The sequence below is a fragment of the Rhizobium sp. 01N48 genome (genome assembly GCF_056399145.1).
The window spans coordinates 326,634-345,671 of the sequence record NZ_JBFTQT010000002.1 but is presented as its reverse complement, the minus strand read 5'-3'; the positions used below and the strand labels follow the sequence as shown (position 1 = coordinate 345,671).

Annotated in this window: 18 protein-coding genes and 1 riboswitch; of the genes, 7 read left to right on the top strand and 11 right to left on the bottom strand. The window is 62.3% G+C overall.

What is annotated here, in order from left to right; all coding sequences use genetic code 11:
- Positions 1 to 78: 78 nt before the first annotated feature.
- The 7 genes from AC1DOG_RS05265 to AC1DOG_RS05235 all read left to right on the top strand — a co-directional run bounded on the left by AC1DOG_RS05265 (position 79) and on the right by AC1DOG_RS05235 (position 8,403).
- Complete coding sequence (locus AC1DOG_RS05265; RefSeq protein WP_477927019.1) at positions 79 to 1,341, top strand: ABC transporter substrate-binding protein; 1,263 nt, start codon at positions 79 to 81, stop codon at positions 1,339 to 1,341.
- A gap of 85 nt (positions 1,342 to 1,426) precedes the next feature.
- Entirely contained in the window at positions 1,427 to 2,380 is a 954-nt protein-coding gene (locus AC1DOG_RS05260) for a carbohydrate ABC transporter permease (protein ID WP_112436635.1), read from the top strand.
- Positions 2,377 to 3,312: a carbohydrate ABC transporter permease gene (locus tag AC1DOG_RS05255; RefSeq protein ID WP_018896755.1), complete on the top strand. Its 936-nt coding sequence runs from the start codon at positions 2,377 to 2,379 to the stop codon at positions 3,310 to 3,312. The genes AC1DOG_RS05260 and AC1DOG_RS05255 overlap by 4 nt, the downstream gene beginning before the upstream one ends.
- A 4-nt stretch (positions 3,313 to 3,316) precedes the next feature.
- Complete coding sequence (locus AC1DOG_RS05250; protein WP_112943352.1) at positions 3,317 to 4,432, top strand: ABC transporter ATP-binding protein; 1,116 nt, start codon at positions 3,317 to 3,319, stop codon at positions 4,430 to 4,432.
- A 20-nt stretch (positions 4,433 to 4,452) separates the two neighbouring features.
- A complete protein-coding gene (locus AC1DOG_RS05245; protein WP_477927018.1) occupies positions 4,453 to 5,958 on the top strand; it encodes an FAD-dependent oxidoreductase in 1,506 nt (501 codons plus the stop codon).
- Positions 5,955 to 6,734 carry a 3-ketoacyl-ACP reductase gene (locus tag AC1DOG_RS05240; RefSeq protein ID WP_112943354.1) on the top strand — a complete coding sequence of 260 codons (780 nt, stop codon included), beginning with the start codon at positions 5,955 to 5,957 and terminating at the stop codon, positions 6,732 to 6,734. Before AC1DOG_RS05245 ends, AC1DOG_RS05240 begins: the two co-directional genes overlap by 4 nt.
- A 13-nt stretch (positions 6,735 to 6,747) precedes the next feature.
- Positions 6,748 to 8,403 (top strand): GMC family oxidoreductase N-terminal domain-containing protein, encoded by a 1,656-nt coding sequence (locus AC1DOG_RS05235; protein WP_113009042.1) that lies wholly within the window; start codon positions 6,748 to 6,750, stop codon positions 8,401 to 8,403.
- A gap of 6 nt (positions 8,404 to 8,409) precedes the next feature.
- On the opposite strand, the gene eutC is transcribed toward AC1DOG_RS05235, so the two are convergent.
- The 11 genes from eutC to AC1DOG_RS05180 form a co-directional block, all read right to left on the bottom strand.
- A complete protein-coding gene (gene eutC, locus AC1DOG_RS05230) occupies positions 8,410 to 9,195 on the bottom strand; it encodes an ethanolamine ammonia-lyase subunit EutC (protein WP_112943356.1) in 786 nt (261 codons plus the stop codon).
- Positions 9,188 to 10,573, bottom strand: a complete 1,386-nt coding sequence (locus AC1DOG_RS05225; RefSeq protein ID WP_112943357.1) for an ethanolamine ammonia-lyase subunit EutB — start codon at positions 10,571 to 10,573, stop codon at positions 9,188 to 9,190. Before AC1DOG_RS05225 ends, eutC begins: the two co-directional genes overlap by 8 nt.
- Positions 10,574 to 10,831: 258 nt before the next feature.
- Positions 10,832 to 11,629 carry a class I SAM-dependent methyltransferase gene (locus AC1DOG_RS05220; protein ID WP_477927079.1) on the bottom strand — a complete coding sequence of 266 codons (798 nt, stop codon included), beginning with the start codon at positions 11,627 to 11,629 and terminating at the stop codon, positions 10,832 to 10,834.
- Positions 11,630 to 11,641: 12 nt separating this feature from the next.
- Positions 11,642 to 12,412, bottom strand: coding sequence for an ABC transporter ATP-binding protein (locus AC1DOG_RS05215; RefSeq protein WP_112943359.1), 771 nt, complete (start codon positions 12,410 to 12,412; stop codon positions 11,642 to 11,644).
- Positions 12,409 to 13,449, bottom strand: coding sequence for a FecCD family ABC transporter permease (locus AC1DOG_RS05210; RefSeq protein ID WP_477927017.1), 1,041 nt, complete (start codon positions 13,447 to 13,449; stop codon positions 12,409 to 12,411). The genes AC1DOG_RS05215 and AC1DOG_RS05210 overlap by 4 nt, the downstream gene beginning before the upstream one ends.
- Positions 13,446 to 14,477, bottom strand: coding sequence for an ABC transporter substrate-binding protein (locus AC1DOG_RS05205; RefSeq protein ID WP_477927016.1), 1,032 nt, complete (start codon positions 14,475 to 14,477; stop codon positions 13,446 to 13,448). Before AC1DOG_RS05205 ends, AC1DOG_RS05210 begins: the two co-directional genes overlap by 4 nt.
- A 245-nt stretch (positions 14,478 to 14,722) precedes the next feature.
- A riboswitch (cobalamin riboswitch) is annotated at positions 14,723 to 14,961 on the bottom strand.
- Between the two features lie 48 nt (positions 14,962 to 15,009).
- Positions 15,010 to 15,396, bottom strand: a complete 387-nt coding sequence (locus tag AC1DOG_RS05200) for a c-type cytochrome (RefSeq protein ID WP_112820082.1) — start codon at positions 15,394 to 15,396, stop codon at positions 15,010 to 15,012.
- A 117-nt stretch (positions 15,397 to 15,513) separates the two neighbouring features.
- Positions 15,514 to 16,767, bottom strand: coding sequence for an ABC transporter substrate-binding protein (locus AC1DOG_RS05195; protein ID WP_477927078.1), 1,254 nt, complete (start codon positions 16,765 to 16,767; stop codon positions 15,514 to 15,516).
- Positions 16,768 to 16,769: 2 nt separating this feature from the next.
- A complete protein-coding gene (locus tag AC1DOG_RS05190) occupies positions 16,770 to 17,822 on the bottom strand; it encodes an aldo/keto reductase (RefSeq protein ID WP_477927015.1) in 1,053 nt (350 codons plus the stop codon).
- Positions 17,823 to 17,831: 9 nt separating this feature from the next.
- Complete coding sequence (locus AC1DOG_RS05185; RefSeq protein ID WP_477927014.1) at positions 17,832 to 18,182, bottom strand: TIGR04076 family protein; 351 nt, start codon at positions 18,180 to 18,182, stop codon at positions 17,832 to 17,834.
- Positions 18,175 to 18,945, bottom strand: coding sequence for a GntR family transcriptional regulator (locus AC1DOG_RS05180; RefSeq protein ID WP_477927013.1), 771 nt, complete (start codon positions 18,943 to 18,945; stop codon positions 18,175 to 18,177). Before AC1DOG_RS05180 ends, AC1DOG_RS05185 begins: the two co-directional genes overlap by 8 nt.
- Positions 18,946 to 19,038 lie beyond the last annotated feature (93 nt).

The following is a 19,038-nucleotide window of genomic DNA, read 5'->3' as shown; positions in this document are numbered from 1 at the left end:
AACCACGCTCGAGGAGGGCGGGGGATACGGAACGAGAATGGGTCTCGTTTCGCGAACTTGAAAACGGGAGGTTTTCAAATGCGCAGATTTCTAACGGCGACCGCCGTGGTCGCATTGGCAGTTGGTGCCGTGGGTGGTTTGGCCCGCGCTGCCGATGTCAAGGAAGTGCAGATGCTGCATTGGTGGACGTCGGGTGGCGAAGCCGCCGCGCTCAACGTGCTGAAGGGCGATCTGGCGAAGGAAGGCTACGCTTGGAAAGACGTGCCTGTCGCCGGTGGTGGCGGTGACGCCGCGATGACCGCGCTGAAGGCGATGGTTGCGGCAGGCACCTACCCGACCGCTTCGCAGATGCTCGGCTACACCGTTCTCGACTACGCGCAAGCAGGTGTGATGGGCGATCTCACCGAAACCRCGAAGAAGGAAGGCTGGGACAAGTCTGTTCCGGCAGCGCTGCAGAAGTTCTCCGTCTATGACGGCAAGTGGGTCGCAGCTCCCGTCAACGTTCACTCCGTCAACTGGCTCTGGATCAACAAGGCCGTGATGGACAAGATCGGCGGCACGCAGCCGAAGACCTTCGAAGACCTCGTTGCCCTGCTCGACAAGGCGAAGGCCGCCGGCGTCACGCCGCTCGCCCTCGGCGGTCAGAACTGGCAGGAAGCCACTATGTTCGACAGCGTCGTGCTTTCGACCGGCGGACCGGAGTTCTACAAGAAGGCCTTCAACGAACTCGACGAGGAGTCGCTGAAGTCCGACACGATGAAGAAGTCGTTCGACAACCTGGCCACGCTGATCAAGTATGTCGATCCGAACTTCTCCGGCCGTGACTGGAACCTTGCGACCGCCATGGTCATCAAGGGTGATGCGCTGGTGCAGGTCATGGGTGACTGGGCCAAGGGCGAATTCGTCGCCGCCAAGAAGACCCCTGACACCGACTTCCTTTGCTACCGCTTCCCGGGCACCGACGGCAGCGTGATCTACAACTCCGACATGTTCGGCATGTTCAACGTTCCCGACGATCGCAAGGCCGCCCAGGTGGCGCTTGCGACAGCAACGCTGTCGAAGAGCTTCCAGTCGGCGTTCAACGTCGTCAAGGGCTCGGTCCCTGCCCGTACCGACGTGCCGGATACCGACTTCGACGCCTGCGGCAAGAAGGGCATCGCCGACCTGAAGGCAGCCAACGAAGGCGGCACGCTGTTCGGCTCGCTGGCACAGGGCTATGGCGCGCCTCCGGCCGTTGCCAACGCCTACAAGGACGTCGTCTCGAAGTTCGTTCACGGCCAGATCAAGACCTCCGACCAGGCTGTCGAAGAGCTCGTGAAGGCAATCGACGACGCCAAGTAATCGGCTCCAAGCATGGTCTTCCCCGCCTCAGATGGCGGGGAAGATATCGACTGCCAACGTCACCCTTGGGAGGGGGATGAATGTTATGAGCACTATCGCTACTACCAAACCAGAAGTCACAGCGCAGCGCGGAACGTCGTTTTCCTTGCGCGGATGGCTGCAGGACGCGCTGCCGAAAATCGTGCTCGCGCCGAGCTTTGCCATCACGCTGGTCTTCGTCTACGGCTTCATCCTCTGGACGGTCTATCTGTCCTTCACCAATTCAAAGACCTTTCCGTCCTACGCGCTGACCGGGCCTCGCGCCTATCAACGGCTCTGGCGCTGGACCTTCGAGAGCGATCCGCCATCGTCCTGGTACACGTCGATCACCAATATGGGGATCTTCGGCTTCCTCTATATCGCGATCTGCCTGGGCCTCGGGCTGCTGCTCGCCATCCTGCTCGACCAGAAGATCCGCGGCGAAGGCATTCTGCGGCCGATCTTCCTCTATCCGATGGCGCTCTCCTTCATCGTCACCGGGGTTGCCTGGAAATGGTTTCTCGATCCGGGCCTCGGGCTGGAGCAGACGTTGCACCATTTCGGCTGGACGAGTTTTCACTTCGACTGGATCAAGAACAAGGACTTCGTGATCTACACCGTTGTCATCGCCGGCGTCTGGCAGGCCTCGGGCTTCGTCATGGCGATGTTCCTGGCGGGCCTTCGCGGCATCGACAGCGAGATCATGAAGGCGGCGCAGATCGACGGCGCCTCGACGGTGCAGCTCTACCGCCGCATCATCATTCCGCTTCTGAGGCCCGTCTTCCTGTCGGCCTTCATCGTGCTCGCGCACATGGCGATCAAGTCCTACGACCTCGTGGTCGCGCTGACCTCGGGCGGTCCTGGCGGCTCTGCCTGGCTGCCGTCCAACTTCATGTATGAATACACCTTCAAGCGCAACGAGATGGCCGTCGGCTCGGCCAGCGCCGTGATCATGCTGATGACCATCTCGGCCATCATCATTCCCTATCTCTATTCGGAACTGCGGGAGAAATCACGATGAGCACGGTCACATCGGATGCCTCCCACATGGCACGCATGCGGATGTTCAACCGCATCTTCATCTACGGCGTACTCGCGATCTTCGCGATCATCTACCTGATGCCGCTCTTCGTCATGTTGGTCACCTCGTTCAAGACGATGGACGAGATCCAGGGCGGCAACATGTTGTCGCTACCGGCGGCGCCGACCTTCGAGCCATGGATCAAGGCCTGGGGCGAAACCTGCGTCGGCCTCACCTGCGCCGGCATCAAGGGCTACTTCTGGAACTCGATCAAGATGGTCGTTCCCGCCGTCGCGATCTCGACCATCCTCGGCGCGCTGAACGGCTACGTGCTCACCAAGTGGCGCTTCCCCGGCCATACGCTGGTCTTCGGCCTGATGCTCTTTGCCTGCTTCATTCCGTTCCAGTCGGTGCTTTTGCCGATGGCGACCATTCTCGGCAGCCTCGGCCGCTTCGGCAACATGCTCACCAATGATATTGGCATGTCGCTCGGCTTCGGCAATCCGACGGTCAATCTGGTTATCGTCCACGTTGTCTACGGTCTCGGCTTCACGACGCTGTTCTTCCGCAACTACTACGAGGCATTTCCGACCGAACTGGTGCGCGCGGCGCAGGTGGATGGCGCGAGCTTCTTCCAGATCTTCCGCCGCATCATGCTGCCGAACTCGCTGCCGATCATCGTCGTGACCGTGATCTACCAGTTCACCAACATCTGGAACGACTTCCTGTTCGCATCCGCCTATGCGGGAACCGGCGAGTCCATGCCGATGACGGTGGCGCTGAACAACGTCGTCAACACCTCGACCGGTGTGGTCGAATACAATGTCAACATGGCCGCGGCGATGATCGCCGCCATGCCCACGCTTCTCGTCTACATCCTCGCCGGCCGCTACTTCGTTCGCGGTCTGATGGCGGGCGCGGTCAAAGGATAATCCCATGGCTTTTCTCGAAATCTCAGGCCTCAGAAAGCGTTTCGGCGCACTGGAAATCCTCAAGGGCATCGATCTTGAGCTGGAAAAAGGCGGTTTCCTGGTGCTGGTCGGCCCGTCGGGCTGCGGCAAGTCCACGCTGCTCAATACCATCGCAGGGCTGGAAGCCATCACAGAGGGCGACATCAGCGTCGATGGCCGCAGCATTTCCGATCTGCATCCTTCCAAGCGCGACATCGCCATGGTGTTCCAGAGCTACGCGCTCTATCCGAACATGACGGTGTCAGGAAATATCTCCTTCGGCATGGAAATGCGCGGTGTGCCAGCGGACGAGCGCAAGGCGGCGATCGACAAGGTGGCCAAGGTGCTGCAGATCGGCCATCTGTTGGACCGCAAGCCGAGCCAGCTTTCCGGCGGCCAGCGGCAGCGTGTCGCCATGGGCCGCGCGCTGGTGCGCGATCCCAAGCTCTTCCTGTTCGACGAGCCGCTCTCCAACCTGGACGCCAAGCTGCGGGTCGATATGCGCATCGAAATCAAGCGACTGCATCAGGCGACCGGCAAGACGATCGTCTACGTCACGCACGACCAGATCGAGGCGATGACGCTGGCGACCAAGATCGCCGTGATGAAGGACGGTGAGGTGCAGCAGTTCGGCACGCCGGCAGAAATCTATAACAACCCCGCCAACATGTTCGTCGCCGACTTCATGGGCTCTCCGGCCATGAACCTCCTCTCCGGCACCATCGAACAGGGCGCGACGGGCCTCTCTGTCTCGCTCGCCCGTCCCAGCGGCGAGCCCATCCGCCTGCCGATCGCGCCGGGCCACGAAGCGTTGCAGGCGCATGCCGGCCGGCAGATCGTCTTCGGCATCCGGCCGGAAGCGCTGACCGACCCCGATGGCGCCGACCGCAACGCCCGCGCACTCGCCGAGGGCGATTGCCTGATCGACGTCGTCGAACCGGCCGGGTCCGACACCTTCGCGGTGACGAAACTGGGCGGCAAGGAAGTCGTCGCGCGGCTGCGCGCCGATGCCCGCATTCAGCCCGGCCAGAACGCGCGACTGGCATTCAACCTCGACAAGGTGGTCTTCTTCGACCCGCAGAGCCAGGCGCGGATCGCGTGATCTGACGGCGGGACAGCAATATGAACAGAACACCTGATATCGTCATCATCGGCTCGGGCATCGGTGGCGCGACCGTCGCTGCCGGACTCGCTCCCACCGGCACCGAGATCCTCATTCTCGAAGCCGGCGAACGGATCGCCGACCACCCGGTCAACCGCGACCAGCGGGCGATCTTCCAGCGCGGCCATTTCCGCCCGAAGGAAACCTGGTACGAGGCCGACGGCACCGGCTTCAATCCCGGCAACTACTACAATGTCGGCGGCAATTCGAAATTCTTCGGCGCCGTGCTCTCGCGCTACCGCCGCGAGGATTTCGAAGAGATCCATCACCGCGAAGGCGTGTCACCCGCATGGCCATTCCCCTATGAGGAACTTGAACCGTGGTATGGCCGCGCCGAGAAACTGTACCGGGTGCGCGGCGCGCTCGGTGATGACCCGACGGAGCCGGCGCATTCGACACCTTATGACTACCCGCCGGTGCGCGAAGAACCTGCCATCGCCGACGTCAGGGCGCGGCTGAAGGCGAAGGGTCTGCACCCTTTCTCGCTCCCCTTGGGTGTCGATATCGACAAGTGGCTGGCGAAGGCGCCAACCCCATGGGACGCACATCCGAACTCCGACGACGGCAAGATGGACGCGGAAACAGCTGCCCTGTCGCAGGCCCTGAAACACGACAATGTCCGCCTTCAGACCAACTCTCCCGTCATCAAGTTGGAAGCGGATGCGGACGGACGCATTTCAGGCGTCACCTACCGTCAGGGTAGCGAAGCCCGCACGCTTCATCCAAAGCTCGTGATCCTCAGTGCCGGCGCTGTGCAGTCCGCCGTGCTATTGCTTCGCTCGGCAAGTGACCGGTTTCCCGAGGGGCTCGCCAATTCCTCGGGCCAGGTCGGGCGCAACTTCATGAACCACAATTCCTCGGCCGTGATCGGCGTCTCGCCGCGATATCGCAACACCTCGATCTACCAGAAGACCTTCGCCTTCAATGATTTCTATCTGTCCGACGGCAATGGCGGACCGCCGCTTGGCAACGTCCAGCTGCTCGGCCGCATCTCCGGCAAGGTATTGAAGGGCTCGCTGCCGAATGTCCCGGAATGGCTGCTCAATCGGATCACCGGCCATGCGATCGATTTCTACGCCATGAGCGAAGACGTTCCCACTCCAGAAAGCCGGGTGATGGTCGATGGCGAGCGCATCGTCTTGAAATGGCATCGCACCAATTGGGATGCCCATCTCTCGCTGGTCTCCAAGCTCAAGGACATCCTGAAGTCGATCGGCTTCCCGCTGGTGCTCAGCCGGCCATTCGACAAGCGCACGCCCTCGCACCAGTGCGGAACCATCAGGATCGGTCGCGATCCGGCGTCGGCTCCGCTCGACATCTACTGCCGTGCCTTCGATCACCAGAACCTCTTCGTCGTCGATGCGAGCTTCCTGCCGACTTCGGCAGCCGTCAATCCGGCCTTGACGGTGGCGAGCCAGGCATTGCGCGTTGCCGACCACATTGCATCAAAGGATTTGACAGCATGACGACGCATTCGGACAAGCCCGTAGCCGTGGTCACCGGCGGCCGTCGCGGCATCGGGCTGGGCATTGCCGGCGCGCTGGCGAAATCAGGCTTCAATGTCGTGATAACAGGCGTCGGCGCCGTGGAGACCGCGGACGAGACCGTCGCGCAGCTGAAACAACACGGTGCCGACGCGATCTACCTGCAGGCCGACATTTCGGCCGTCGAAAAGCACGAGGAAACGGTTCACGCGATCCTGCAGGCCTTCGGTCGCATCGATTGCCTGGTCAACAATGCGGGCATGGCGGCCGTGGTCAGGGGCGATTTCCTCGGGCTGACGGCTGACAATTTCGACGCGATCATGGCCACGAACCTGCGCGGCACCGTGTTCTTCACCCAGGCGGTGTTGAAGGCGATGCTTGTTTCCGGCGACAAGCCGCACCCGCGTTCGATCATCAACATCACCTCGGTATCGGCCGAGGCAAGCTCTCCGGAGCGCCTGGACTATTGCATCAGCAAGGCGGGGCTTGCCGCCTTCTCTCAAGGGCTCGCGCTGCGCCTGGCGGAATCGGGCATCTCCGTCTTCGAACTCCGGCCGGGCATCATCCGCACCGATATGACGGCAGGCGTGACCTCGAAATACGACGCGCTGATCGAAGGCGGCCTTGTGCCGATGAAGCGCTGGGGCGAGGCCGACGATATCGGCCGGATTTGCTCGGCCCTTGCCTCCGGCGCCTTCGCCTTTGCGACCGGCACCGTCATCGACGCCGATGGCGGCCTTTCCATTCCCCGCTTGTGACAGGATAGAACCAATGGGCTTTGACTACATCATAACGGGCGCGGGTCCCGCCGGCTGCGTGCTCGCCAGCAGGCTGAGCGAAGATCCAGATGTCAGTGTGCTTCTTCTGGAAGCCGGTGGCGGTGACTGGAACCCGCTGTTTCACATGCCGGCCGGCTTTGCCAAGATGACCAAGGGCGTGGCCAGCTGGGGATGGGAAACGGTTCCGCAGAAACATATGAAAGGCCGGGTGCTGCGCTATACGCAGGCAAAGGTGATCGGCGGCGGCTCCTCGATCAATGCCCAGCTCTATACCCGGGGCAATGCCGCCGACTATGATCTCTGGGCCGGCGAGGATGGCTGCGAGGGCTGGGACTATCGCTCGATCCTGCCTTACTTCAAGCGTGCCGAGGACAACCAGCGCTTCGCCGACGACTACCACGCCTATGGCGGGCCGCTCGGCGTCTCAATGCCTGTCTCAGCGCTACCGATCTGCGACGCCTATATCCGCGCCGGCCAGGAGCTCGGCATTCCCTACAATCACGATTTCAACGGCAAGCAGCAGGCGGGCGTCGGCTTCTACCAGCTGACCCAGCGCAACCGCCGCCGCTCATCCGCGTCACTCGCCTATCTCTCGCCCATCAAGGGCCGAAAGAACCTGACCATCCGCACCGGCGCCCGCGTGAGCAGGATCGTGATCGAGGGAACGCGGGCCGTCGGCGTCGAAGTGGTGACGGACAAGGGCTCCGAGGTGATCCGCGCCGAGCGCGAGGTGCTGGTGTCATCAGGCGCGATCGGCTCGCCGAAACTCCTGCTGCAATCCGGCATCGGTCCGGCCGACCATCTGACATCGGTCGGCGTCAAGGTTCACCACGATCTCCCCGGCGTCGGCGGCAACCTGCAGGACCACCTCGACCTCTTCGTCATTTGCGAGTGCACCGGCGACCACACTTATGACGGCGTCGCCAAACTGCACCGGACCGTTTGGGCAGGGCTGGAGTACATTCTCTTCCGCACCGGCCCGGTTGCGTCCTCGCTCTTCGAGACGGGTGGCTTCTGGTATGCGGACCCGCATGCGCGTTCCCCCGACATCCAGTTCCACCTCGGGCTCGGTTCGGGCATCGAGGCGGGCGTGGAGCGGCTGAAGAACGCCGGCGTGACGCTGAACTCGGCCTATCTACATCCTCGCTCGCGCGGCACTGTCAGGCTCAAATCATCGGATCCGGCGGCAGCGCCGTTGATCGATCCGAACTACTGGTCCGACCCGCATGACCGGACGATGTCGCTCGAAGGCCTGAAGATCGCGCGAGAAATCATGCAGCAGGCGGCGCTGAAGCCATTCGTCCTGGCCGAGCGGCTGCCGGGACCGAAGGTGATGACCGACGACGAACTTTTCGACTACGGCTGCGCCAACGCCAAGACCGATCACCACCCCGTCGGCACGTGCAAGATGGGCACGGGCGCCGACGCGGTCGTAGGGCTCGATCTCAAGGTGCACGGGCTGGAAGGCCTGCGCGTCTGTGATTCGTCCGTCATGCCGCGCGTACCCTCCTGCAACACCAATGCGCCGACGATCATGGTAGGAGAGAAGGGCTCGGACATCATTCGCGGCAAGCTGCCGCTTCCCGGCGCCATCTTCGAGCACGAGCGCAACGACACGCGACCGCGCGCACGGGCGGGCATCCGGTGAAGCCGATTACGAAGCGCTGGGCAACCTGACCAGCGCTTCCTTCAGGCTGACGCCGCTGACACCTGTCTTCGTCATGTCGGCGATGAGACCGGCGATGGTCTTCGCCGCCTGCTCCATCGACAGGCCACCCTCGCGCATGTTTGAGACGCAGTTGCGCCGGGAATCCGGCGTGCCGACGGATGGCTCGTAGGTGATATAGGCGCCGAGACTGTCGGCCGCGGATAGACCGGGCCTCTCGCCGATCAGCACGATTGTCATCCGCGCACCGAGAATTTCGCCGATCTCGTCGGCAAGCGCCACCCGCGCCTGCCGCGCGACGGCAACCGGGCCGATCGACAAGCCGGCGCGGCTCAGAAGGCCAAAAAGCTCGCGCACGAGCGAGATCGCATTGATATCGACCGCACTCGACGAGAGGCCGTCGGCTATGGTGATGACGACATCGCAGCCTTTGGCCTCAGATGGCAGAGCATGCAGCCGCTCGACCGAAGCGCGCGACAACTTGCGGCCAAGATCAGGCCGGCGCAGATAGCTGCCGCGATCCTCGGCCATGCTTTCCACCGAGACGACATCCAGCCCGAGCGCCATGAGGTCGCTCTTCAGCCGATCTTCGTCGACCGTCGACCATACAGCTTCGCGGGCCCGGGCATGATCAAGCAGGAAGGCCAGCTGCGCCTTGGTCGGCGCGCCGGATCCGAAGCGCCCGAGCGCGACACGCGCATCGGTCATCTCGGACAAATCGACGGTGGCCGGCTGGAGATCGGCTCTTAGTTCGGTGGCGGTGGATTTAGACAAGAACGGCCCTCGACAGGTAATCGGTCAGCATGGCAGGCGCACCGGACAGCGCACCGGCTTCATTGGTCAGTCCGACATCGCGAAGCCACGTCTCGAACTCCGGCGCCGGCGGGCGCCCAAGGGTCTCGCGGCAGAAGACGGCGTCGTGGTGGGACAGCGACTGGTAGTTCAGCATGATGTCGTCGGCGCCGGGTACGGTGATGACAAAATTGACGTTTGCCGCGCAGAGCAGCGTCAACAGCGTATCCATGTCTTCCTGATCGGCATCGGCATGGTTGGTGTAGCAAACGTCGACGCCCATCGGCAGGCCGAGCAGCTTGCCGCAGAAATGATCCTCGATGCCGGCGCGGATGATCTGTTTCCCGTTGAAGAGATATTCAGGCCCGATGAAGCCGACCACGGTGTTGACGAGCAGCGGATCGAACTCGCGCGCGACGGCATAGGCTCTCGTCTCCATCGTCTGCTGGTCGACGCCGAAATGCGCGTCGGCCGAGAGTGCTGCTCCCTGCCCGGTTTCGAAGTACATCAGGTTGGCGCCCGGCATGCCGCGCTTCAGCGATCGTCCGGCATCCTGCGCCTCCTTCAACAGCGCGAGATCGATGCCGAAGCCTTCATTGGCCTTCTGCGATCCCGCAACCGACTGGAACATCAGATCAACCGGCGCTCGCGCTTCAACCGCACGGATGGCTGTGGTAACGTGGCCGAGACAGCATGTCTGGGTGGGTATGGCGAGGCGCTCGCGGATTTCGTCGAGCAGCGAGACGATCCGCACATAGTCCTCAACACTATCAGTCGCCGGATTGACGCCGATGACGGCGTCGCCGGAGCCCATCAATAGACCGTCGATCGCCGAAGCGGCAATGCCGCGGCTGTCGTCGGTCGGATGGTTCGGCTGGTTGCGGGTCGACAAGCGGCCGGTCAGGCCCAGCGTGTTGCGAAAGCGCGTGACGACCTGCCGTTTGGCGGCGACGGCGATCAGATCCTGCAGCCGCATGATTTTCGAGACGGCCGCCAGCATTTCCGGCGTGATGCCATAGGTGATCGCCTCGAGTGCCCGCTGATCCGTTTCTGGCTTCAGCAACCACTCGCGAAACTCGCCCACAGTGAACGAACTGATCGGCGCGAAAGCTTGCGCGTCGAACTGCCTTGAAATCAGCGCCGAGACCTCGTCGATCTCCGATGGAATGACTTCTTCGGCGAGAAAAGCCTTCAGTGGCAGATCGGCAAGTGCCATCTGGGCTGCGAGCCGCTCGACCGGTCCGCTCGCCGCGATACCCGCGAGCTGATCGCCGGAGCGTTCCGGCGTCGCTTTTGCGAGGAGGTCCTTGAGATCGCGAAAGCCGAAGCGCGTTCGTTCGATCGTCGTGCTGTATGCCATTGTGGGAGTCCTAGCGTTCAAGGGTCTCAGCCCACCCGATCCAATCGGGCTGACTGACAGGCGTATTCCTCCCTTGAGACTGCCGGCGCTCGCCTTCTCGAGTCGATGATCCGGCCTCCCGTGCCGATCATCGCAAGCATGAGCGCCATGCCGTTATGCGCAGATGACCTCGTCTAGCCGATCACGTCAACATGCTGCGATGGCAACAGGCTGCAAAATTCGCCGACGGCATCAAATCCACCGCCTTTGCGCGATAGATCAGGCCTCTTCACCTTGCGAGACGCCGGCGGATTTGGCCACGAGAATGAAGCGCCGATAGACCAGCGTCCGAAGCCGGTTACGCAGATTGGCGCCGCGCCGCTGCGCCTTCGCGATCGGTCCATGCGACGCGATCTCGAAACCTATGAAGCCGGCCCGCGTCAATTGCGGAACAAGATCATCTGGCCGCAGGCCGGCGCCGAAGGGGAGCGCGGACATGATCGCCGAATGGCGCTCGCTCATCGCGCCATCATAATGCCGATCCGCGCCGCAGAAACGATCGATCCGGCGGATGAGCCATGCTGCGGCGCGGCCGAGCCTTGTCGGCTTCGCCCAGTCGCCGTCGAAGACCAATAGCGTGCCACCCGGCTTCAGCACGCGATGCCACTCGCCGAATGCCTTTGCGGGATCGGTCAGCGTCCACACCAGATGCCGGCAGATGATGGCATCGTAGCGGCCATCCGGCTCCATCGGATTTTCAGCGTCTGCCAGCACAAAGCGCAACCGTTCCTTGCCGGTATGCTTGGCCTTGGCGATTGACAGCATGGCCTCGGAGAAATCCAGCGCGGTCACATCATGGCCGAGATCGTGGATCACCGCCGTGACCTCGCCGGTTCCACAGGCAAGTTCGAGGACACGCAACGACGTCGGCCCCAGATGATCGCGCATCGGCTGCTGCCAGGCGTCGAACTCCGGTCCACGCGGTATCCTGTGGCCGAAGGCAAGATCGAAAGTCTGCGAGCGCTTGGACCAGTAGTCCCGGATCTCTTCCTTCAAATCGAAATTGGTTTGTCTGATGGACATCGAACCTCAAGAAATACAGCCAAGAAAATGGATATGCTGCCGACCATGATGCGGCGAGCGCTCGATATGGGCGCGCACTCCGAACACATCGGCGATCAAGCCTTCGGTCAATACCTCGTCCGCCGGTCCGACCGCAACAAGCCGACCCTGGCTAAGCACAGCAATCCTGTCGCAAAACATGGCGGCGAGGTTCAGATCATGCAGCGCAACGATGCTGGTGACCGGCAGCTTGGCAACCAGCGACAGGATTTCGAGCTGATGCTGGATGTCGAGGTGATTGGTCGGCTCGTCGAGCAGAAGCTCGGTCGGCGTCTGCGCCAGCGCGCGGGCGATATGCACCCGCTGCCGCTCGCCGCCCGACAGCGTATGCCAGAGCTGCCGCGCCTTCTCGACCATGCCCACCTGCCGCAGCGCATTCTCGACCGCTTCTTCATCATTGGCGCTCCACGGCGCCAACGGACCGCGATGTGGCGTGCGCCCGAGACGGACGACCTCAGTGACCGTCACCTGTGTTTCCGTCGTGGCCTGCTGCTCGACAAAGGCAACACGCCGGGCAATGTCGCGGCGTGCCAGCGTGTCGATGCCGGTATCGCCGAGTGCAATGACACCGCTCTTCACCTTTCGCAGCCCGCCGATCAACCGCAGCAGGCTGGACTTTCCCGAACCGTTCGGCCCGATTAGGCCCAGCGTCTGGCCGGTGGGGACCTCGAGACTTATGCCCTTGACAACAAGCACGCCTGACGTTGCCCAGTGCACATCGCTGATGGAAATGCTCATGCGGGCCGCCTCGCCTTGTAGAGAATGAGCGCGAATGCCGGCGCGCCGAAGAGCGCGGTGACCACGCCGATCGGCAACACCTGCTGCGGGATGATGACGCGCGAGACGATATCGGCGACCACCATGAAGATCGCTCCGGATATCGCCGTTGCCGGTAACAGGCGCCCATGCCCCGGCCCGACCACGAAACGCGCCGCATGCGGAATGACCAGCCCGACGAAGCCGATCGAGCCGACGATGCTGACCATCGTCGCGGTAAGCAGCGCCGTGAGCGCAAGCAGCACGATCCGGATACCAGCGACCGGAATGCCGAGCGCCGCCGCAGCATCGGTACCGAAAGTGAAGGCATCGAGCGCGCGGGCGTAAAGCATGCAGACGAGAAAGCCGGCGATTGCAACGGGAGCGGCAAGATAGACATCCGGCCAGCGTACGCCGGAAAGGCTGCCGAGCAGCCAGAACATGACGCCGCGCGCCTGCTCGGCATTTGCCGATGTCGTGACGATATAGGACGTCAGCGCGTTGAAGAGCTGCGAACCGGCGACACCTGCGAGGATGATACGGTCCGTCCCGCCGCCGGAGCCCACCGCCAGCAAAGACACCAGCAGGAACGCCGCGACCGCGCCGACGAAAGCGCCGGCGGAAAGCGTCAACACGCCATAGCCGAAACCGAGGATCATGACGGCGACGGCCCCGGTGGACGCGCCGGCCGAGATGCCGAGTACATAGGGCTCGGCCAGCGGATTGCGCAGCAACGCCTGCAGCACCGCGCCGCATAGCGCAAGAGCCGCTCCGGCGCTGGCGGCGACAAGCGCGCGGCTCAGGCGATAATCCCAGATGATGCCTTCATGGATGCGGCTGAGTTCAAAGCCGGTGCCAAGCAAGCGGTTCGCAACGGCCTTGGCCGTCGTGTCGACAGGAATGGAGATCTCGCCGATAGACACGGCGAGACTGATGACAAAGCCCAATGCCACGACGGCAAGGACGAAGAGCACGAACAGCGCTCTCCATCCTCGGTGGGCTATCGACGCGTGCCTCACTTGGAAAGACCGAAGGACTTGATGCCGGCGGCAAGGCGTTCCAGGCCGTCGATGGTACGGATCGTCGGGTTCATCGACTGCGCATCCATCTCGACGAAGTGCCTGTTCTTGACGGCATCGAGCTGGCTGGTGACCGGGTCCTTTTCAAGGAAGTCGATCTTAACCTTCGGATCGTCGGCAGCGTAGCGGCGACGGTCCATGGTGGCGATGACGATGACTGCAGGGTTGGCCTGCGCGATCGTTTCCCAACCGACCAGCGGCCACTCTTCCTCGGTGCTGACGACGTTGCGGGCGCCGAGCGTTTTCAGAATATAGGCCGGAGCGCTGTTCTTGCCGGCGATAAAGGCATCGCCCTGCACTTCCTTGCTGGAAAACCAGAAGGCGACAGGCAGATCCTTCGCCGACCCGCCAATCGATGCCACGGCATCCGCTTCGCGCTTCTTCAAGTCAGCGATCAGGGCCGCGCCGCGATCCTGGATATCGTAGATCTCCGCCAGTTCGGCGATCTCCTGGTAAATCAGCTCCATGGTGAAGAGCTCACTGCGCACGCCGTCGCCACCATCGGTGTTGACCTTCGCGACGCAATCAGCCGGCGAGACATAGGTCTTGATGCCAAGACCGGCGAACTGCTCGCGCTTGCCGACCGAGCCTTGCGTGCCGACATGCCATTCGAACTCGGCCGCAACCAAGTCCGGCTCCTGGCCGACGACGGATTCGAAACTCGGATCATTGTCGGCCAGCCGCTTGATCCCCTTGTTGACCTCGGCATAGGCGGGCAGCACCGGCCCGACCCAGACCGCCGTGCCTACGATCTTGTCGGCAAGGCCGAGCGAGTAGAGAATTTCGGTCATGCCCTGGCCGATCGACACCGTCTTCTTCGGCGCGCTGTCGAATGTCACCTGCTGGCCGCAATTGGTGATCGTCAGCGGGTAGGTCGTTGCCGCTGCATGGGCGGCGGGGAGAAAGGTGGTAAAGGTGCAAGCCGTCGCGATCGAAAGCAGCGCGGTTCGCAGGATGATGCGGTTCATATTGGTCCTCATGTATGACTGAAGCCCGCAGCCGACTGGCCGCGGCTGTGAAACTCGAAGCGGGGACCGCCGCGGATGATGCAGGACGACACAGCAGAGCGCTCGCCTGAAATCATGCGGCGGCGAAAACTATCGTTGGATCACGGACATGAGATTTGTGGAGGGGAATAAAGCGGGACCGCGCCAGCGGCTGACGTCAAAAACCATCATATGATGCTCCTCTCCGGACAACCCCGTCCGGGATGGTGGACACTGTTTTGACGGCAGGTCTCCTGGCTTGCGAATATGCACCTGACATCTGCCTTCCCACGAAGAGCTTCGCAGTGGCATGGCGTTCGAGACGAACACCACAAGAACATCAGGCAATCCGCTTACAGTTGCGGGGGCAGCCACGGTCTTGGCCCCATTCGGGTCGTCCGCACCGTGTTCCCTATTAATCCCGTCGGAAGTCATCCCTTCGGGAACCATCAGGTGTGACTTAGGCGATCCGGCGCCGAGGCGTCAAGCCGTGGCGGACCGACATTCGGCGCGCCTAGGGATTGGCTCGGAGATAGCCGATCAGGTCGGTGATCTCCGACGTCGTCCATAGGCCGCCGAAGCTCATCTTCGTTCCCGGCACTTTCTTCTTGGGGTTTGATAGAAATTCCGAGAGCGCCGCCTCGTCCCAGACAAGTCCGCCGGCACCGGCCGTCTTCATCGCTTCGGAATATCGGTAGTCGGGCAAGCTTCCGGCTGGACGGCCGACGACACCCTTCAGATGCGGGCCGAAACCGTTGCGATCGGAATCGACCGTGTGACAGGCAACGCACAGCCTGAACACCCGCCGTCCATGCTCGACATCCTCGGCGGATGCCGCGGATGTCGTCACGAGCAGGCTCGCGATCGAACAGATCGACGGAAGGATTGAGCGCTTTTTCATATGTCGATGGCCTGTCGTTGTGTTTGCCAAATGCATCTGCTTAGCCAACAAAGCACATGGGCGCCCAGACCAGACTGGTGCGACATGGGAGCACATCCCCCATGTCGCCTGGCGCTTCTACTGCGCGGTCTTGATCTTGGTGACCTCTTCGGCGCTCAATTCGCCGACCGTCGTCACCTCGCCATTGCTGATCTTCCACAGGCGGAACGGGCCGGTGATATCGCCGTACTTGTCGAAGCTGACAGGGCCGATGACACCTTCATACTTCACCGGCTTGCCGTCCTTGATGAGCTGCAGCGCCTTGGCGAACTCTTCCTTGCCGGCATGGATGGGCGTGCCGCCCTCGGCGACAACTTCCGGCATGGCTGCCTTGATGGCGGCCGCATCGGCCTTGCCGGCCTTGGCAATGGCCAGCGCCACGATCGCACCCGCGTCATAAGAGCGGTCGGCGGCCGGGGCCGAAGGCGAGATGCCGCCGGAGAAGGCTTCGTAGTTGCCGGTGAAATACTCGGTCGACGCCGTCGGGCTGGTGCCCGAGGAGGTGCCGTAGGCGTTCTCCAGATACTGCGCGCCGACGCTCTCGATGAAGTCCTTGGAGTTCATGCCGTCATTCAGCAGGAAGGTCTGCTTGCCACCGCCGGAAACCCAGGCGCGGGCGATGGTCGCGCCATCGACGGGGGTGCTGACGAGATAGAGCGCATCGGGCTCACCAGCCATGGCGGCGCTGGCTTCGGACGCGTAGCTCGACTGCTTCTCGTTATAGGGTGTCGTCGATGTGATCGTGCCGCCGAGCTTCTGGTATGCGGTCGCAAACTCCTTGACCATGTTGACGCCGAAGTCGTTGTTGACGTTGATGATCGCGATCTTTTTCAAGCCCTGATCCATCGCGAACTTCGCGGCGGCCGTGCCCTGCAACGCGTCGGACGTGATGGTGCGGAAGAAGACGCCGTTGGTCTTGCCGCTGCGACCAAGCTCGGTCAGCGTCGGCGAAGAGGATGCGGGCGAGACCTGCACGACGCCGGCCGGCGCCGTCACCGATGTCAGGATCGGGATCGATACCGACGAGATGATACCGCCGATGATGACCGGCACCTTCTTGATGTTGACGAGCTGGGTCGCCTGATCGACGGCGACGTTGCCCTGGCTCTGGCTGTCGCGCGTGTCTGCAACGATCTTGCAGCCATTGACGCCACCGGCATCGTTGATGTCGCGGAAGGCCATCTCAACGGACTTCGCGCCCGCCTGGCCATATTCACCGGCCGGGCCGGTAAGTTCCATGACGAGGCCGACGGTGATGTCGCAATCGGCCCCGAACGTCGGCGCCGTGGACGCAGCAAGGGCAGCGACCATGGCGGAAAGCAGGAATGTCATTCTCATTTTTGTTCCCCTTTGTTGAGATTGTACTTCATGATGCTGCCGTGGCGGCCTTCCCTGTCCCGCTCCAGCGTATAAACGTCGCCGTCGAGCGGCTTCGATTGCGTAAGGATCGCGTCGATCTCGGCTCTATCCGTTTCGCTGAGCGCGATATCAGCGATGGCGAGATTGGACTTTAGGTGATCCCTGTTGCGGGCGCCGACGATAACCGCTGCGACACCAGGCTTGGTCAGCATGGCGGCGCTTGCGATCGTGGCGATATCGGTATCATGCCGGTCGGCGATCCCGCGCAGCGTCGACAGCAACGCCTGGAATAGATCCCAGCCGCCGAAATCGTCTATGATCAACTTGTATTTCGTCAGCGAGCGGTTTTCGAGAGAATGCTCCGGCTCCTTTTGGCCGAGCCAGCGATCGCCGAGGAAGCCGCCGGCCACGGTGCCGTAACACAGCAGTGCGAAGTTCTTCTCCTGAGCAAGCGCCACCATACGCTTTTCCGGGCGCCGGTCGAGCAGCGAATATTGCAGCTGCAGCGAGGTGAAGGGCACGCCGGAACCGATGATCGCCTCGATATGATCGGTGTCGAAATTGGTGCCGCTGATCTTGCCGATCTTGCCGGCCTCATGCAGCTCCTTCAGCCACCCAGCCGTCTCCAGCCAACCCTCGATATCATAGGCCCACCAATGGAACTGCACGAGATCGAGGCAATCGAGGTTGAGCCGCTTGCGCGAGGTATCGATGACGCCTGCGACATAAGCCTTGTTGATGTTTGGCAGCACCGTCAGATCGGGCACGAACTTGGTATGGACGCGGATGCGCGACAACGCCTCTTCTCCGCGCAGATTCTTGTAGGCGACGCGGAAACGGCCGATCAGCTCTTCGACACCGGTATAGATGTCGGCGCAGTCGAAGGTGGTAATCCCCGCATCAGCGAATGCGATCATGTCTTCGACAGCGCTGTCGCCATCGATCGCGCCGTGGCCGCCCGCCAGCTGCCAGCCGCCGCGAATGACGCGGGAGATTTCGTAACCGGGGGCGATGGTGATGCGCTGCATGTATTCGACCTATTCGTCGTTCAAGGGAACCGCCGTGGTGGCGGCATGGCTGAAACGGCGGATACCCGTGCGGGTGATCCTCAGCCGTGTCGAGCAATTCGGGTCCGGGCAAGCGATGTCGGCGTCCGTGGTCATCCAGTCGTTGCGATCCGTCGGGCGTTGCTTTGCCGCGAGCAGCGGCAGCACGGAGGAGAGCGAGTAGATCGAGATCCCCTGCCGCTCCGGCAGATGCAGCATCTCGCCCTTGAGCTCGAAATGATCGCCCGGCTTTGCGCCGCAGTAAACCGCGCCGCCTTCGGGGATGATCACGTCGACCCTCAGATCAAACAGGTCGAAGCCGTCGTCGATGGGTTCAGGCATGGTGGTCTCCCGATGCATTGCCGTCGGGTTCGGCATCCAGCCGCCCGCGGATGAGATCGAAGGAGCGGCTGATGTCGTTGGAAAGCGATTGCATCGCGGCCTCGGCATCGCGCTTTTCCAGCGCATCGATCAGCGCCCAATGATGATTGGTGGCGGCAAGTCCGCCCTGTTCGTCGTGAATATGCGCGGCCTTGCGAATGATCGCGCCTGATTGGAGCCACAGGCTCTCGACGATAGGGATCAGCACCTGCGAGCAAGCCGCATGATAGATGTGGAAATGGAATTGCTGGTTCAGCGCCGAGGTGACATGGCCGATGTCCTTGCCATGCTGCTCGAATGCGAGATCGCAGTCGATATTGATCTGCTTCAGCACGGCAAAATCGTCATCCTTCAGATTGGGCAGCGCCAGCGCCACCATCTGGCCCTCGATCAGGATGCGGGCGCGGGCGAGATCGTCAAGACGTTCGCGGGTGATGAGCGGCACGCGCACCGAGCGATTGGGCAGCGATTCCAGCGCCTGTTCGGACACGAGACGGCCAAGCGCCTCGCGCACCGGCATGGTGCTGGTCTGCAGGCGCTCGGCCAGATCGACGATGCGCAGCACGTCGCCGGCATCGAACATACCGTTGATCAGCGAATTGCGCAGCTGAGCGTAGACGCGGTCCTGCAACGTTTCGCGCCCGACCGGCGACAGCGCTTCGTCACGGTCGTGACCGCCATCGGCCGGCTTCCTCGCACGGGCTCCTGCAGAGGGGGCTCCCATCAAGCCTCCCCCGTGGAACGCCACTTTTTTCGGTTGCTTTTCACCATGGGGTGAAGTTTGATCAAACATCACCAATCAAATCAAGAGACTTCT

Excerpts from the sequence above, each read along its gene's own strand:
- AC1DOG_RS05215 (WP_112943359.1), bottom strand. The coding sequence starts at position 12,412 with ATGAGCATTTCCATCAGCGATGTGCACTGGGCAACGTCAGGCGTGCTT.
- AC1DOG_RS05225 (WP_112943357.1), bottom strand. The coding sequence starts at position 10,573 with ATGGCATACAGCACGACGATCGAACGAACGCGCTTCGGCTTTCGCGAT.
- AC1DOG_RS05185 (WP_477927014.1), bottom strand. The coding sequence starts at position 18,182 with ATGCCTGAACCCATCGACGACGGCTTCGACCTGTTTGATCTGAGGGTC.
- AC1DOG_RS05180 (WP_477927013.1), bottom strand. The coding sequence starts at position 18,945 with ATGGGAGCCCCCTCTGCAGGAGCCCGTGCGAGGAAGCCGGCCGATGGC.
- AC1DOG_RS05240 (WP_112943354.1), top strand. The coding sequence starts at position 5,955 with ATGACGACGCATTCGGACAAGCCCGTAGCCGTGGTCACCGGCGGCCGT.
- AC1DOG_RS05200 (WP_112820082.1), bottom strand. The coding sequence starts at position 15,396 with ATGAAAAAGCGCTCAATCCTTCCGTCGATCTGTTCGATCGCGAGCCTG.
- AC1DOG_RS05260 (WP_112436635.1), top strand. The coding sequence starts at position 1,427 with ATGAGCACTATCGCTACTACCAAACCAGAAGTCACAGCGCAGCGCGGA.
- AC1DOG_RS05205 (WP_477927016.1), bottom strand. The coding sequence starts at position 14,477 with ATGAACCGCATCATCCTGCGAACCGCGCTGCTTTCGATCGCGACGGCT.
- AC1DOG_RS05250 (WP_112943352.1), top strand. The coding sequence starts at position 3,317 with ATGGCTTTTCTCGAAATCTCAGGCCTCAGAAAGCGTTTCGGCGCACTG.
- AC1DOG_RS05190 (WP_477927015.1), bottom strand. The coding sequence starts at position 17,822 with ATGCAGCGCATCACCATCGCCCCCGGTTACGAAATCTCCCGCGTCATT.
- AC1DOG_RS05245 (WP_477927018.1), top strand. The coding sequence starts at position 4,453 with ATGAACAGAACACCTGATATCGTCATCATCGGCTCGGGCATCGGTGGC.
- AC1DOG_RS05195 (WP_477927078.1), bottom strand. The coding sequence starts at position 16,767 with ATGACATTCCTGCTTTCCGCCATGGTCGCTGCCCTTGCTGCGTCCACG.
- AC1DOG_RS05255 (WP_018896755.1), top strand. The coding sequence starts at position 2,377 with ATGAGCACGGTCACATCGGATGCCTCCCACATGGCACGCATGCGGATG.
- AC1DOG_RS05235 (WP_113009042.1), top strand. The coding sequence starts at position 6,748 with ATGGGCTTTGACTACATCATAACGGGCGCGGGTCCCGCCGGCTGCGTG.